Annotated in this window: 13 protein-coding genes; 1 reads left to right on the top strand and 12 read right to left on the bottom strand. The window is 63.3% G+C overall.

What is annotated here, in order from left to right; all coding sequences use genetic code 11:
- Positions 1-99: 99 nt before the first annotated feature.
- The 11 genes from LZC94_02045 to LZC94_01995 all read right to left on the bottom strand — a co-directional run bounded on the left by LZC94_02045 (position 100) and on the right by LZC94_01995 (position 11,619).
- Entirely contained in the window at positions 100-1,851 is a 1,752-nt protein-coding gene (locus tag LZC94_02045; protein WXB16062.1) for an FAD-binding oxidoreductase, read from the bottom strand.
- A gap of 62 nt (positions 1,852-1,913) precedes the next feature.
- Positions 1,914-2,408, bottom strand: a complete 495-nt coding sequence (locus LZC94_02040) for a quercetin 2,3-dioxygenase (GenBank protein ID WXB16061.1) — start codon at positions 2,406-2,408, stop codon at positions 1,914-1,916.
- A 10-nt stretch (positions 2,409-2,418) separates the two neighbouring features.
- Positions 2,419-2,964 carry a VOC family protein gene (locus tag LZC94_02035; GenBank protein ID WXB16060.1) on the bottom strand — a complete coding sequence of 182 codons (546 nt, stop codon included), beginning with the start codon at positions 2,962-2,964 and terminating at the stop codon, positions 2,419-2,421.
- Positions 2,961-4,541: an iron-containing alcohol dehydrogenase gene (locus tag LZC94_02030; GenBank protein WXB16059.1), complete on the bottom strand. Its 1,581-nt coding sequence runs from the start codon at positions 4,539-4,541 to the stop codon at positions 2,961-2,963. Before LZC94_02030 ends, LZC94_02035 begins: the two co-directional genes overlap by 4 nt.
- The gene (locus tag LZC94_02025) at positions 4,538-5,773 is read right to left on the bottom strand and encodes a DegT/DnrJ/EryC1/StrS family aminotransferase (GenBank protein WXB16058.1); all 1,236 of its coding nucleotides are present in this window, start codon (positions 5,771-5,773) and stop codon (positions 4,538-4,540) included. Before LZC94_02025 ends, LZC94_02030 begins: the two co-directional genes overlap by 4 nt.
- The gene (locus tag LZC94_02020) at positions 5,770-7,323 is read right to left on the bottom strand and encodes a GMC oxidoreductase (GenBank protein ID WXB16057.1); all 1,554 of its coding nucleotides are present in this window, start codon (positions 7,321-7,323) and stop codon (positions 5,770-5,772) included. Before LZC94_02020 ends, LZC94_02025 begins: the two co-directional genes overlap by 4 nt.
- A gap of 26 nt (positions 7,324-7,349) precedes the next feature.
- On the bottom strand, positions 7,350-7,652 hold the full coding sequence (locus tag LZC94_02015; GenBank protein ID WXB16056.1) for a cupin domain-containing protein: 303 nt from the start codon (positions 7,650-7,652) through the stop codon (positions 7,350-7,352).
- Between the two features lie 86 nt (positions 7,653-7,738).
- Positions 7,739-8,845: a cupin domain-containing protein gene (locus tag LZC94_02010; GenBank protein WXB16055.1), complete on the bottom strand. Its 1,107-nt coding sequence runs from the start codon at positions 8,843-8,845 to the stop codon at positions 7,739-7,741.
- Positions 8,842-9,168: a hypothetical protein gene (locus LZC94_02005; GenBank protein ID WXB16054.1), complete on the bottom strand. Its 327-nt coding sequence runs from the start codon at positions 9,166-9,168 to the stop codon at positions 8,842-8,844. Before LZC94_02005 ends, LZC94_02010 begins: the two co-directional genes overlap by 4 nt.
- Positions 9,165-9,569: a cupin domain-containing protein gene (locus LZC94_02000; GenBank protein ID WXB16053.1), complete on the bottom strand. Its 405-nt coding sequence runs from the start codon at positions 9,567-9,569 to the stop codon at positions 9,165-9,167. The genes LZC94_02005 and LZC94_02000 overlap by 4 nt, the downstream gene beginning before the upstream one ends.
- 1,189 nt (positions 9,570-10,758) lie before the next feature.
- On the bottom strand, positions 10,759-11,619 hold the full coding sequence (locus LZC94_01995; GenBank protein ID WXB16052.1) for a GIY-YIG nuclease family protein: 861 nt from the start codon (positions 11,617-11,619) through the stop codon (positions 10,759-10,761).
- Between the two features lie 543 nt (positions 11,620-12,162).
- Between LZC94_01995 and LZC94_01990 the strand changes: the two genes are divergently transcribed.
- Complete coding sequence (locus LZC94_01990; GenBank protein ID WXB16051.1) at positions 12,163-13,152, top strand: right-handed parallel beta-helix repeat-containing protein; 990 nt, start codon at positions 12,163-12,165, stop codon at positions 13,150-13,152.
- Between the two features lie 414 nt (positions 13,153-13,566).
- On the opposite strand, the gene LZC94_01985 is transcribed toward LZC94_01990, so the two are convergent.
- Positions 13,567-13,929 carry a hypothetical protein gene (locus LZC94_01985; protein ID WXB16050.1) on the bottom strand — a complete coding sequence of 121 codons (363 nt, stop codon included), beginning with the start codon at positions 13,927-13,929 and terminating at the stop codon, positions 13,567-13,569.
- Positions 13,930-14,217 lie beyond the last annotated feature (288 nt).

The following is a 14,217-nucleotide window of genomic DNA, read 5'->3' as shown; positions in this document are numbered from 1 at the left end:
CATGTTTGCGGCCGTGGGGGAGCGTGATAGCCGTGCCATCGGCGGGATGGCTGGAGTTGTGGGAACAACAACCGGTTTCGTTCCCACGCCAGGTCTTAATCAGGGCTTGATGGACTGCCTGTGATGGAAGATGTTGTTTGGGTCCCAACGCCGCTTGATCGCCCGTAGCCGTGGATAGTTGGCCCCGTAGTACAGCTCCATTGCGGAGAGCCTGGACCGGTTCCACGCGGGGTCGTTGAGGTCGACATCCGGATAGTTGATGTAGCAGCCGTCGGTGAGCTCGTCGTGCAGCGGCACACCGCCGGTCTTATCGAAGACATCGCCGTAAAACTTGCGGATCCAACCGATGTTGTAGTCGTCCTCGGCGGGAGTAGACCAGTAGTTCTGGATTAGTATCTTCAGCACCGAGTCGCGTTGGACCGCGGCGGTCTCCTGGGGTGGAACGGTATTGATCTTGGCTCCATATGCGGAGACCAGCAGCAGCGCGGTCGAATTCTGATAGTCGGCGTTGGTCAGATATCGGTACACGGTCCCGACCTGCTCCTCCGTCAAGGCCTTGCGCAGGTACGCCGCTTTGTACTTGGCCCGCAGGCTGGGATTGGTCAACCCCGGATTGCCGGTGGCCAGCAGCTGCGTGGCCTGCAGCCAGGGCAGTCGCCGCGGCGACGCCAGCTCGGGCATGGGCAGATGCTCACCCATCGAGGTGGTCATAGGACCGGTCGGGGTATCGACGCCAGCACAAACCGCATCGAGGAACTCCGCCAGAAGCGCCTCCGCGTTTCGTGCCGACCCGTCCATCTGCGTCAACATGCCGATTTGACCGTTCGACCGGTGAGTTAACGCAAGGGTGGCGAACAATCCCGCAAAGGGAGAATCAGGATCCTGGTTGCGGATCTGCCAATTGGAGAAGTTGCCCAGCAGCCGGCGGAACGAGGACTCCGTCATCGCTGCCCAGTCCCATGAGACCGCGCTGACCAGAACCTCGGTGGGTGGCGTGGGTAGCACCCGTGCGGTGGGGCGGTTGTCTGCTTTGGGGGACCGCAACCAGTACCGGGTAACGACGCCGAAGTTACCCCCGCCGCCGCCGGTGTGGGCCCACCACAAGTCTCGGTTCGGATCGTTGGCGTCTCTCGTCGCGGTGACCAGCTTGGCGACACCACGTTTGTCGACGACCACGACCTCCACAGCGTAGAGGTGGTCGACGACGAGCCCGTGCTTTCGGGATAGGAAGCCGTAGCCGCCTCCGCAGATGTGCCCGCCCGCACCCACCGAGTAGCACAGACCGCCCGGGATGGTTACCCCGCCGAGCCGATAGAGCGTCTCGTAGATATCGAGAAGCTGTGCTCCGGCTTCGACGACGAAGGCGTTGAACTTCGGATCAAACGACACACGGTTCATCTCGGACAGATCGATCACGACCTTGACGTCCGGGTTGTATACGAAGTCTTCGTAGCAGTGTCCGCCGCTGCGGATCGAGATACGCTTCTTCGAGGTAACCGCGTCCTGAACCGCAAGCAGCACCTGCGAACTGGAGGTGGGCAGACACACCTGATCGGGTTTCCCGACCCATCGTTGATTGTTGCCGCGCACCAGACTTTCATACCTGGCGTCGCGGGCGGAGACACGAACCAACGATTGACTGTTCTCCGTGGCGTCTTGCAGCCCTATCCGCTGGCTCGTTCCCGTCGCGGTCTCACTCGTGAAATCCTCCTTTCCCGCCGTCTTCTCTGTCTCTTCGGCACTGGCATTCGCACATGCCGCCAACGCCGTCCCTCCCACGGTCACCGCCCCCAGGTGCAGCGCGGTTTCGAGCAGTTGGCGGCGGCCGACGTCCACGTTTCTTTTTCTCATAGCCTCCCTCGTCGCGTAGCAGCGTCATGTTTCACACGGGCACATGGGCCCGATTCGCTCGTCTATTTGGTACTCGGCCCCTCCCACCCGAAACGTGGGGCGATCGCCACTGCCTGCGCGAACCTCTCGGAGCTCCACTGCGGGATCGGCATGCACGGCACGGCTGCGTCGCCCGCCTCTTGGAAGAACTCCTCGAACCCCGCGGGGCTGTAGGCGAAGATCGTATGAGCGACGTGGACGCTGACATTCTTGAAGCGGTGCGGGGTGCCCTTGGGGACAAAGACGTAATCCCCTGCTTTGCCAGTGAACCGCGACTCGCCAACTTGGAATTCCAGTTGGCCGGAGATAACGTAGAACGCCTCGTCCGCCAGGGTGTGTATGTGCAGCGGCGGGCCGCATCCCGGGAGGATCGAGGACTCCAGGACGGACAGGGCGCCGTTGGTGCTCTTGCCGCTGATCTTGACCTGGTAGACGTTGCCGTCGAACCAGATCGCCTCCCCCTCGCCGGCCGGGACGAGCGTGGGCGGCCCGGGAAAATCGTTTGCATGCTCGCTCATGAATTGCTCCTCAGTGATTGGACCAGGGCTCTTTTGGCAGATAGAGCCGCACGTCCGTTTGCTGCTCGTACGGCGCCCCTGCTGGCAGATTGATGAGTTCCATCTGCATCCCCCACGGCGTCACGAAGTACACCCAGCGATCCCCCGCGATCGGTCCGTCGGTGATGGTCTCCGGGGAGCCGAGCACCCGGACTCCCGGTTGTGCGCGCAAGTACTCTGCGGCGAGATCGACGTCCGTCACGTGGATCGCGAGGTGGTGACCACCCCAGTCACTGTTGCGAGGGATCTGCCTCTGCTGGTCAGGTGCGGCGTACTCGAAAAGCTCCACGTTGGTCACCGGTCCCAGTCTCAGCATGGCGACCCTGGCGGTGGCCGCGGCGTCCACGCCCAGCTTGCGGGTCATCCAGTCACCCTCGCCCCGCACCGGCCCCTGGGTGTAAACCAGATCCGCACCGAGGATCTCGGTGAAGAACGCGATAGCCTGATCCAGGTCGGGCACCGTATACGCAACATGGTGCACGGCGGTCGCCCCGGGAATGCCACGTCGCCGGATCATGGGACGCCCCCCGTCGCCAGCGCGTCTGCGGATACGGCCGGCGCGTGGAGCGGCGCGGACACCTCGATCACCAACCAGCTCAGATCTTCGGTGCCCGGATTCACGAAGCGGTGCACAGCCCCGGCCCGCGTGGCAATCAGGTAGCCGGGGTGCATCCCGTGCGAATCGTCGTCGACATGCAATTCGCCCTTGCCGGCGAGGACGAAGCAGACCTTGTCCGTGCTGGTCCGCACATCCTCTTCCCGAAAGGCGCCGGGCGGCAGCGACGACCAGGTGATCACCTCCCATGTGCTGCTCATCCCGTCCCTGCGGATCACCTGCTTTTGGGCGGCATCGGCCTGACGGCCAATATCCGTGATGAGCAGATCCTCGACCGGTGCCCCCTGCAAGGCGCCGTCGTCCAGTTCGCGCAGGATCTCGGCCGCGCGGGTAAGCTCGGCGACGGTGAGATCCTGGAGGAAGCAGGCCTCGCCGATGCCAACCGGGATGGGCATCCGTTGCAACCCGTCCCGGTGCCGCGTGGTTTCCCGCAGCGCGTTCTCCAGCAGCCCGGCATCCAGCAACGGGTGCCAAACGGGCAAACGGAGCCGGCGCATCAGATCGAAGATCCGTTCACGGTCCTGGATGGACACGAGACCGCGTTCCTCGGCCAGCACCGTCGTGAGCGCCATGTCGACGGTGACGGCCTCTCCGTGCAAGAGCGCGGGAAGAGCGCGCATCTCCAAGGTGGGGCTGAACGAGTGACCATAGTCGACGACGCGCTCCAGCTGTTTCTCCCACAGGTTCGGCTCCAGCTCCTCCAGCATGCCGCCCACCGCGCGGCTGAACACCTCCCTTGCCACGATGTCGCCGGTATGCGTCTGGCCAGTGAGCCGCTCGGCGAGCAGCAGCTCGGCGTGCTCCTCCAGCAGATGGAACAACTTGGCGTCCTTGATCAACGCGATCTTGAGGATCTCCGCGAGGCCGTTGCTGATGTGTCGATCGTCCAAGGTGGCCAGGAAGCTGCGGTCCAGCAGCGCCACCGTCGGCGCGAAGTAGGTGCCGAGGCGGTTCTTGTGCTCCTCGAAGTTCACCCCGGTCTTGATGCCGACACCCGCGTCCACCAGTCCGATGAGCGAGGTCGGGATCCGCACGTAGGGGGTGCTGCGCCGGTACATGCTGGCCGCCAGGCCGACGATGTCCAGCAGGATCCCACCGCCGATGGCGATGATTGGCTCGTGTCGACGGTTGATCCCGAACGAGTCGAGCCCGTTCACCACGGTGAATACCGACTCCATCGTTTTGGCCTCTTCCGAGGCCGCCAGCACGCACAGACGGTATTCACATTCGTGGTGCTCCAGATACGTGCGAAGAGCATCTCCGTAAATCGCGTGCACGTTGGCGTCGATCACGATGAACCGGCGAGGACGATCGGTGCGGACGGTGGTTCCCGCCTGCAGCAACGCCGGGTTGGAGGGGTCGAGGACGCCGACCGTCATCTGGACCTCGTAGGTGATGGACTGCTGAGCCTGGATTCTCCATTGGTAAGCGGCGATTCGCGCCCCGGCCAGCTCCGATTCGATCGAGTGAATGTTCATGTCCTTGCCACCAATTCGTTGACGGCTGACCGCACGGCACCGGCCACGGCGGCGATCTCGTCCGGCGAGGAGAACGGGTTGATGCCGAACCCGGAGCCGAGATAGGAGTCGTCGACTCCGACGGACAGCGTGATCGAGCGGCCGAGGATGTCGTCGGTCCGAGGGAGCATATTCGGCTTGTACCGTCGGTCGGTGGTGTGGGCCTGGCACCCGAAGGGGTGTTCCGATGCGGTGGGCATCCGGCGCCCCAGCAGCTGGGGCATGTTTCCATAGTAGTGGCGGCCCGAGTCGATGAGCGTGGACGTGCCCAGCCGGTGGGCCACCGCGCGGGCTACCTCGACCGACTCGAATTGCAGCACCAGGAAGGAGAAGCACTCGCCATCCGGATCGTTGATGCGCCTGCGGGTCACACCTGGGAGAGCGCCGAGCGCGTCGGAGAGCGCGGTCTTCTGTTTACGCAGAGTCCCCAGTATGTCGTCGATCTTGCGGAGCTGGCCGAGCGCCACGGCGCCGCTCAATTCGTGCATCCGCAGGTTCATCCCAAACAACGAATCGGCATCCGCTACACCTCGGCGCAGCGGTTTGAACCCGTGGTCGTGGAAGGCGAATGCGCGTTCGTACACCGCGTCGTTCGCGATGGTGATTAGGCCGCCGTCACCGCTCGTGATGATCTTGAACAGGTTGAGCGAGAAGGCTCCCGCGTCCCCGATGGTGCCGAGCGCGCGACCCCGATACCGGCCGCCGCAGGCCTGGGCGACGTCCTCGATCAGGAACAGGCCGTGCTTGTCCGCGATTCGCCGTAACGCGTCCATCGCGGCCGGGGCGCCCAGCATATGTACCGGGACAATGGCCTTGGTCGCAGGCGTGATCTGGCGAACCACGTCCTCGGGGTCGAGGGTGAGCGACTCGTCGATCTCGGCGAACACGGGGACGGCGCCGCGGTGGACGACCGCGGCGATGGAGGCGATGAAGGTGTATCCGGGCACAATCACCTCGTCGCCGGGACCGACACCCAGCGCCGCCAGCGCGGTGAGCAGCGCGGAGGTGCAGCTGTTGACGGCCAGGCAATGTCGGGCGCCCGTGCGCTGCTCGAACTCGCGCTCCAGTGTGTACACCATGGAAGGTTCGGCCGAGTCGTTGAATCGATAACGGTTTATCTGCCACCCATCCAGCGCCCGATTGACCAGCGCCTTCTCTTCATCACCGAGGAATCGATATCCAGGGCCACTCATACGTGCGCCTTTCTGCTGAGAGTTGATGTTTGGTGGCGACAAATCCCGCGCGCTGCGCGCAGCGCCATCGCCACGCTGGTCAATGTCGGATTGCTTGCAGTGGCGGTCGGAATCAGTCCGTTTCCGCCGAGATAGAGGTTCGATATGCCCCAGACCTTCGAGCCCGTATCGACCACGCTGGTGTCCGGGTCTGTCCCCATTCGCGCGGTTCCAGCGATATGCAACGGCAACGTGGGGAGCACGAATCGAGGCTCCGAACCGGGCAGAAACGGCCCGAGCGCGGCGGCTGCCCGGCGCAGGTCCGCCATCATCCGGTGCTGGCGCGTCCGATCCTGCTCGCTGAGCGAGAACTCGAAACGCGGCTCGGGCATGCCGTAGACGTCCCGGTCGGTGTCGGAGAACAGCACCCGGTTCTCCGGCCTTGGGTCGACGAGCCCGAACCAACGCAGATCAACCACGAGCCGGTCGTCGATCTCCGGGTTCGGCACCATGTCGTCGTAGGGCAGGTCACGGTGGATCTGGCAATGCCATGGACGGTCGTCCGACACGGGGATCCACACGTTGGGATCCAGGTCGTCCCGCGGGATCGGGACCGGGTCGCTCGGGTGAGCGGTCCGATGTGCCGCCACGCGATCCGCGAAGCGTGGATCCGCCGCGACCTGGTCGATGAGCGCGTCACGGAGCAGGACCTGGCAGAAGGCGACCGGCTGCTCCGTGAGGTAGCGGCCCAGCGCGGGCGGCCGGATACCGGAGGCGTAAAGCAATTGTGGGGTGAGCACGGCCCCGCAGGCGATGACATAGGTCTCCGCTTCCACACGCAGCGTTCGCCAATGGATATGGTCGACGACCTCGGCGTATGCGATCCGCGATCCGTCCGCCGTCGGAACCAGCCGTGCGCAGTGATGCTGCTCCCGCAATGTGAACCCTTCGTGGCCGTCGACGAGCGGGCCGAGGATGGTGTCCACGCCCGTCCAGCGCACCAGCCCGGGGGTGTCCGCGCGGCGCTGCGCGGCCATGGGGAGGTGGCGGGGTCCGTAGGGCGCGGGCAGCTCCCGGTACTCGGCGGCGAGCGCATCGAGCACAATCTGGTGCGCGATCGCGTCCCCGGTCAGATCGGTGTCCGTGCGAAGCAGCGCCTCCGCCTCTCGGTAGAGCGTTTCCCATTCGTCTGCCGCGATGGCATCGGACCGCTCCATGGTTGGGTGGTGGCGGGGTGTTACGCCCGTCCAGTGGGTGGCCATGCCGCCGACGGCGTATGTGGCGACCCCCGCATCCAAACTGATGAGCGGATCGATTGGCTTCGCGCTCCTCGTACGGCGCGTCAACGGGTGCAAATGCCCGCGGATCAAGGCGCCAAATCGTTTGTGACTGTGCTGATAGGCGAGATGATTCTTCAAATGCTCACCAGGGCGACTGGAGAGCTGCGGTCCGGCGTCTACCATCATGACCTTGCGACCGCCTTCGACGAGCGTGCGGGCGAAGGTGGCGCCCACCGGCCCGGACCCCACGATGAGGACGTCCAACTCGACGCGTTGGCAACTCCAACTCATAGCGTTCTCGCTTCTCGTTCTCGCTTCTAATGTTCGTTGAAAGGCGTTCGCTCCGGCAGCTGTCGGCTCACCGAAGCGGGCATCAGCGCTAGGAACAGCAGCTCCAATGGGGAGTCGGTCGCGGCGCGCCACCGGCTGGCCGCCCCGTGCGAACAAAGGACCAGCTGGCCTTCACGGAGGGACAAGGGCAATTGCCCGTCTGCGACGAGCTCGCCCTCGCCGCGCAGGACGAACCACGCTTCCTCGATGTCACCCCGTCCGCGCCCGTCGATGACGGCTCCCGGCTCGAGCCGCACGTAATCGAAGGATTCGCACTCGCTGAACAACATCCCTCGACGGCCGAGGCACCGCCATGACGCGTTGCCTCGGCCGCCGCTGAAGGTCCGAGTGAGGCCCGCAAGGCTGCTGGAGACGATCATTTGGCACCGCCCACGGCCGCTGGAATTGCCAAACTCACCACGAAGAACTCCAGCCCATCGGGTCCACCTTCGATCACGACGTCACCCAGGAACGGCACGCCGACCGACACCCCATGACGCAGCGGCACGGCCGTCGCTCCCGCCCTCGCGGTGCCGCTCCCGCTCAACGTGAACAGCACGTGCTCCTCGTCGCGCGCGACGAGGGACTCGGTGCGTAACGGATCCAAACGCACCAACCGGGCTCGGTTCAGCGGTCCGGCGAGATAGTCCAGTGCGTCGACCTCGCGGGCCTCACGCAGGTTGATGATCGCGGCACGAACGCCGTTGGTGCCTCGATCCGGTGAGCCTGGCGCCATCCCGGGCCCCGACACCTCGATGACCAGCCAGACCAGGTCATCGGAGCCGGTGTTGCGGATACCGTGCTGGGTACCGAGGCAGGTCGTGATCAGATCACCCGCGGCGACCGGGTTGTCCGTGCCGTTGATCGTCATGACCCCGGAGCCGGATACCACGTAGTCGAACTGTTCGGTCCGACTGTGCAGATGCGTGCCGCTGGCCGCGCCAGGTGGCAAACAAGATCGCTCGACCGCTTCCCACGGCCCGAACATGTTGTTCCTTCGAACCAGGCACTTCCACCGCGCTACCCGCTCGCCGCCATGCATTTCATAGACGTCGGACGGCTCGTCGAGCGTCGTGACCACCATACGATCCGATCCGTCCAGCACCCACGCTGCCTCCGGGATCCGCGCGGGGAGCCGGCCGGTCACCTCCGTGGGCAGCATCGTGAGCGAGAGGAGCTCGAGCGCGGTGGTGGAATCGCTGTGCACCGAGCCGGAGGTTCCTCCCGACCAGAACAGCAGATCCCCCGGCTGCAACGGGACCGATCGCTCCTCGCCGTCCGTGAACCTTCCGCACCCACTAAGGACGAACCAGGCCGCCTCGACCCCCTCTCGGCCACGCCCGTCCCGCGTGACCCCCGGTGGCAGCCGTAGGTAGTCGATCGCCTCGCATTCGCTGTGCAGCATGCCGCGACGTGCCAGGCACCGCCAGGTGCTGTCGTCGTCCGCGGACCTGCTCGTACTATCGATATGGGTGACGATCACTCGGGCGCCCCTTTGGTCTGCGGGGTGGCGAGGCTGGCGATGAACACTTCGAGGCCTTCGTCGCCTGCCTCCACCGTGACATGGCTGCCCAACGGCAAGGTCACCGCCACCCCGGCCCGTAGCGGGACGGTCACCGATCCGGTCACCGCGCTCCCGTTGCCGCGCACGATGAAGAGGGTGTGTTCCTGGTTCTCCGCGATCAGCGTCTCGCGCTGCCCCGGCTGCATCTCCGGCAGGCGGATGCGGCCGAGCGGTCCAGTGAGAAAGACACGGGCGTCGACCTCCCGCACCTCACGAAGGTTTATCACCACGGCGTTGCTCATCGTGCCACTCCACTTTCGATCTGCTTCTGGTAATTGGAATAGACGGGCGCCATTGGCCGTCCCACGACTTCGATAACGAGCCACTCCAGCCGGTCCTCGCCCACATTCCGCAGGCCGTGCCGAGTGCCCAGGCCGTTCAGGATCAAGTCGCCGCCCTGAACCCGGTGTTCCTGGCCATCGAGGAGCATGACCCCGGTGCCGGAGACGATGAAGTACAACTCCTCGGTGCGAGTATGGATATGCGCGCCACTGATCCCGCCAGGAGGAAGCGCGGCCCACTCAATCGCCTCCCACGAGCCGAACAGATTGTCGCGTCGGGCGAAGCACTTCCACTCGGAGGTGCCACCCGCACCATGGACGCCGTAGACGACGGACGTCTGATCAAGATTCGCGATCACCACGTGTCCCTCCTCCCAATCTTACGATGCGCAGGCCAGCCCTCGAGCATGAGGACGGCGGCCGCCAGCTCTTTGCTGAAACATACCGCTCCCTTGAGTCTGGACGGTGCTGATACTGGAGTCGAAGATTAGCTATGTCAAGGTGTTGGGTTGCGTCCGAATGGATTGTTGCAAATAAATCGTGGCGCAAACCGGCGGTCACCATTTGCGTGTTGCACGATGCAACACGCAACAGTTCTCATTTGCGATTGGCGTGCTTCTTGCGGCTGAATAGTCGTTTTTTTTGCGTCGACATGACATCTGCCAATAAACGTCACGCCGACTGAAATCGAACGATCCTCCGCAAGGCCGGGGATTCGAAATGTGCGCCACCCAAGGCGGGATGGCGGAATGGCGCTCTTAACCCCTTGATGTCCAAACTTTGGGATGAACCACGTGATACTTGCACACCCATTTCGTGTGATTCAGGCTCTCGCCTCCCCGCATCTATCGGGGACGGTCCGTTAAAATAATAATTGGAGAGAGCAAATGCACCTCGATCACGAACCTACGAAGTTGCTGATTTTCTCATTGATGGCACGCGCACATGCCGGAGCTCAACGGTCAAGACGGCTGCGATGTCAGTCTGTTGCATGCACGTCCCGCCGGGAGCGATCAAAGGCGCCCGAGCCCGAGCTTTCCATCGAACGAATGGGATCGAACGCAACAAGCCAGTTGACGACTTCACCTTTACGACCCTATTTAAAAAGACACGCACCATTGGCGGCGATAGAGTGGAGCCCACACTGCGAGGGTGGCTTGCCGAACCTGATTTCATAATGATTACGTAAGTAGATCGATGCAAATCGCGCGGCGATTGCATGCGTCTTCGTGACGACTGCGTGCACACAAACAGCCGAGCTCCGCCCTACGCGGGTGGATCCGAAACCAAAGCCGAATCCGCGCCGCCGCGGCGTGACGGCGGCGCCAGCGCACACGTGGCGTGGTCGCCGATGGAATCCCTGGCCCGACCACGGTCGCAGCCATCAAGGGGTTCCAAGCCGAGCGCGGGCTCGAGGTGACCGGCCTCGCGGACAGGACCACGCGCGTCGCGCTCGATGAATCGCCATTGCAGCGAGGCGCCGTCGTTTGCGCTTGCCCTTGGTACAGTTCACGAATCGAGGCGCGACGCCGAGGCCGTGCGGTCGCGAACTTACCTCGCTTGCCGCTCCTCGATTTGCTTCAACGTTCGGTTGTCCTCCGTCTTCCAGAGAACGCGCCCGTTCGCGTTGTTGCCATATACGACGGCGGCCGCAGCGCTCGGGCTCGTGAACAGAATATCCTCTCGGAAGAGGAGGAGTTCACCGCGGTCTGCGAGCTTGCCCGATGCAATGAGCTCCTGCTTGAACGCAATATACCCGGGCGTCATGGTCTCCGTCGTCCCCTTCAGCGCGGTGGACCCCTTCAAGACGACAAACCCTTCGTCCGTCACGCGGCCCGTCGCCCTTGCATCCTTCACCTTGCAGAAAAACTCGAACGGGTATCCCGGCGCAGGCGCGACCTGCGCAATGGCGTCGAGTACGCGATGGCCCAGCACGCCGAGCAGCAGCGGCACCTGCAGAAAGAGCTCCTCCACCGCATCGACATCGGGACGCGACAGCGCCGCGGGCGCAGGGTGGTTGTCGTTTTCCACCGAATACCGATTCACCTCTTTCGCACGGCCTACGAGCCGTGACTCCAGGTACTTGAAGTGCGACTTGGTGAAATTTCCGTCCTTGTTCGTAATGAGAACCGCCTCGTGCCAGAAGTCCTCGTCGATGACATGTCGCTTGATGCGCTTGAGAATGTCCTCCGATTCGCCGATATAGACCTCGCGCGCGGAGGGCCGGTCCGCGCCGAAGAGGAAGTAAGCTCCGGGCCTGCATACGACGGACTCCCATCGCTCGGCGAGCTCCGAAACGCGATGACGCGGACAGAGCAAGGCTTGCTCCGTCCTGCCCATGACCTCCGCGTAACGGATCCCCGAGACCTCGCCCTGATCCAAGTAGATGCGGATGCTTCTCCCAAGCGGCATTCGCGCGAGCCTATGCGCCGGCCCACCCGGAGGTCCATGGCATTTCGTGTCCTTGCTTCCGAGGAGCGCCCATTCCGCCCCCGAAGAGACCAGCGAGGTCAGGGGCCGAGCTACATTCGCCTACACAACTGGGACCTCCAAGGCATATGAAAAAGGCGGTGCTCGAGCGCTTCACGGCCAGGGTACGCACGCAGTCGACCGCGCCGCCGAGCTCGAGCCCGCGCGCTTGACCGCGCTGTCCGGGGGAGTGCTTGCAGCCGATACGAGCAGGCCATGGGATCCCGCTCGGGCTCGTGCACGATGTGCGCTCGGCCTCGCCGTACTCGAGCGCAGGTCGCGCCAGAGCCCTGACAATGATGCCGGGACGACAAGTGGCCGCACAACATCGAACGAGCGCCCGTCGATACCGAAACCATCGCGATGACCGTCCGCCTTCGAAGGCAGAAGGCCGCTGTCGTTTTCGCACATCAGCAGCTGTCGTTTCGAATCTACACGCGTATTTTTGATCGCCAATCGGAAACGCGATGCTAAACAAATTTTGAGTTGGCCAATGCAGGTCGGGTCAAACCAGTCATTCGAGGGAGGATGAAATTCATGACGATTCGAAATACGAAGCTCGCATTCACCGTGGCCATCGGAGCCTTTTTCGTACAAGCGTGTGCGGCGCAGGACGCGTCTACCGATGAGAAAGATCGCCCCGAGCTCAGGGTGAGGCAGGGCGATGTGCGCAGCTCGGCGTCCTCGCTGGCGGCGAACTGCACCCGGCAGATCACGATTCAGGACGAGCTCGAATCGGCCAACCCGGGCGATGTCGTTTGCTTTCAATCGAGCATGAAGAAATCGCGATTGAAGATCACCAAAGGAGGCACGCCGGACGCGCCAATCGTCTACTCGGGCGAGAACGCGAACGTCGACGGTATCACCATCGAGGCCAGCAACGTGATCGTGCAAAATTACACGCTGGTCAAGCCGAACGCGCCCGGCATCTGGGCCGAGGGCAACAACATTACGCTCCAGAACAACACGATCGTCAATCCCGTGAACGGCGACGGCGATGGTATCCGATTTTTTGGCAACGACATCAAAATTCTACACAACACCGTTCGCGGCACGAGCAATCGATACGGCCACGCCGATTGCATGCAAACTTACGCGAGCGACACGCCTCCTAGCCGAAACGTGCTCATCGAGGGCAATCGATGCGAGAAAATCGACAATATGTGCCTCATGGCCGAAGGCCCGAATGACGGCGAGGGCGATGGCCGAGGACACTCCGACCACTTCACCATTCGCAACAATTTCTGCGAAACATTGAAAGCCTCGCAAACCCTGATGTTCGAGGACATCCAGTACGCGACCATCACGGGCAATGAATTCGCGGGCTCGCCCACCAAAGCGATTGGCCTTGCCATTAAATCGACTTTTGCCACCGTCAGCGGCAATATCGTCAGCCCCGATATCGATTATGAAGTCGGTATCGACAGCTCATCCAAAAAAGGCTATCAAGGTCCTCCACCCGGAGGCAAACCGTAAGGTAACGATGCTGGGCGCCGGATCGTGCGACTGCGCGAGAGGTGGCGAACAACGATCGGCACGACTCCGATCCCGCGCATGCGTTCATTCGGCAGGAGATCGCGTCCGTCGCCGCTGCGCTGCCGGAGCCCGCGAGCGGGTCGCCGCGCAGCGGTGCTCGTGGCCCATCCCACGCCAAAGAGCACGGCGCGCGTGATTTCCTCCGCGAACGCGGGGCCGAGCTCGTAGTGACCGAAGAGCATCGGAAGACGATCGGGGCGGCGAAGCGATCCACCAGGAGATCGGCGTCGATGCCGGAGCGAATCTCGCCGTGTGCTTGGGCCCTCTCGAAGGTCACGATGCACGCCCGCCGGCGAGGCTCCCACATACCCACATTTTGGGGCGGGCTCGCGCGGGAGACCGCGCGCGGCACGGCTACAACCGCCAGCCGTAGTCGCCGCCCGATACGTCCGTATGGAAAGCCGCGTCAGGGTTGCCGACCAACTGCCCGGAGGTCTTCGGCTGGAAGACGTCTCCAACCGCCTCCACGAGGGCAGGCTTCAAGTTCAATAACTTATTGTCCGGTACTTCGTTCCAAGATACCCCCCACTGGATATGATATTCGGGTGGAACATTCGATGGAGCGAATCCACCCGACATGTATTTCGTGGACAGCGTGGCCTCCAGACCTGCTTTCAGCTCCTGCAACTTCGGAGCAATGTTTGCGCTATTCTTGGTTACGAGCTCCGGCGCTATTTCGGCGGTATTGTAATGCACCATCGCCGCGAAACCGGTCACGGGATCCCAAGCCACGATGGCAATGCAATTGTAGAGACCTTCCGTGCGGAGGGTGCCACCTGGTCCAGTAGCCTCGAACCCCGGAGCGCCAGGCCGTGACATCTCGATAATCTTGTCTCCTCCCGAGCCTCCGGAGGAGATGATTGGCTCGGAACCCGCGCCCGCCTCGCGCGCGAGGAGCTCGGCCGACCTCTCGGCAACATTACCGTCCCGCCTCTTGCCTCGGAAGAGCAGGCGCTCTCGCGCGGATTGGACGTCCACGCGCACGACTCTGCGTCATCCGACTCT

Source organism: Sorangiineae bacterium MSr11954, from assembly GCA_037157815.1.
Lineage (GTDB): Bacteria > Myxococcota_A > Polyangia > Polyangiales > Polyangiaceae > Pendulispora > Pendulispora albinea.
The sequence above is the reverse complement of the archived record's forward strand: the minus strand, read 5'-3'. Positions and strand labels throughout refer to the sequence as shown.

Excerpts from the sequence above, each read along its gene's own strand:
- LZC94_02015 (WXB16056.1), bottom strand. The coding sequence starts at position 7,652 with ATGTTGTTCAGCGAGTGCGAATCCTTCGATTACGTGCGGCTCGAGCCG.
- LZC94_02035 (WXB16060.1), bottom strand. The coding sequence starts at position 2,964 with ATGATCCGGCGACGTGGCATTCCCGGGGCGACCGCCGTGCACCATGTT.
- LZC94_02020 (WXB16057.1), bottom strand. The coding sequence starts at position 7,323 with ATGAGTTGGAGTTGCCAACGCGTCGAGTTGGACGTCCTCATCGTGGGG.
- LZC94_02025 (WXB16058.1), bottom strand. The coding sequence starts at position 5,773 with ATGAGTGGCCCTGGATATCGATTCCTCGGTGATGAAGAGAAGGCGCTG.
- LZC94_02040 (WXB16061.1), bottom strand. The coding sequence starts at position 2,408 with ATGAGCGAGCATGCAAACGATTTTCCCGGGCCGCCCACGCTCGTCCCG.
- LZC94_02045 (WXB16062.1), bottom strand. The coding sequence starts at position 1,851 with ATGAGAAAAAGAAACGTGGACGTCGGCCGCCGCCAACTGCTCGAAACC.
- LZC94_02030 (WXB16059.1), bottom strand. The coding sequence starts at position 4,541 with ATGAACATTCACTCGATCGAATCGGAGCTGGCCGGGGCGCGAATCGCC.
- LZC94_02005 (WXB16054.1), bottom strand. The coding sequence starts at position 9,168 with ATGAGCAACGCCGTGGTGATAAACCTTCGTGAGGTGCGGGAGGTCGAC.
- LZC94_01995 (WXB16052.1), bottom strand. The coding sequence starts at position 11,619 with ATGCCGCTTGGGAGAAGCATCCGCATCTACTTGGATCAGGGCGAGGTC.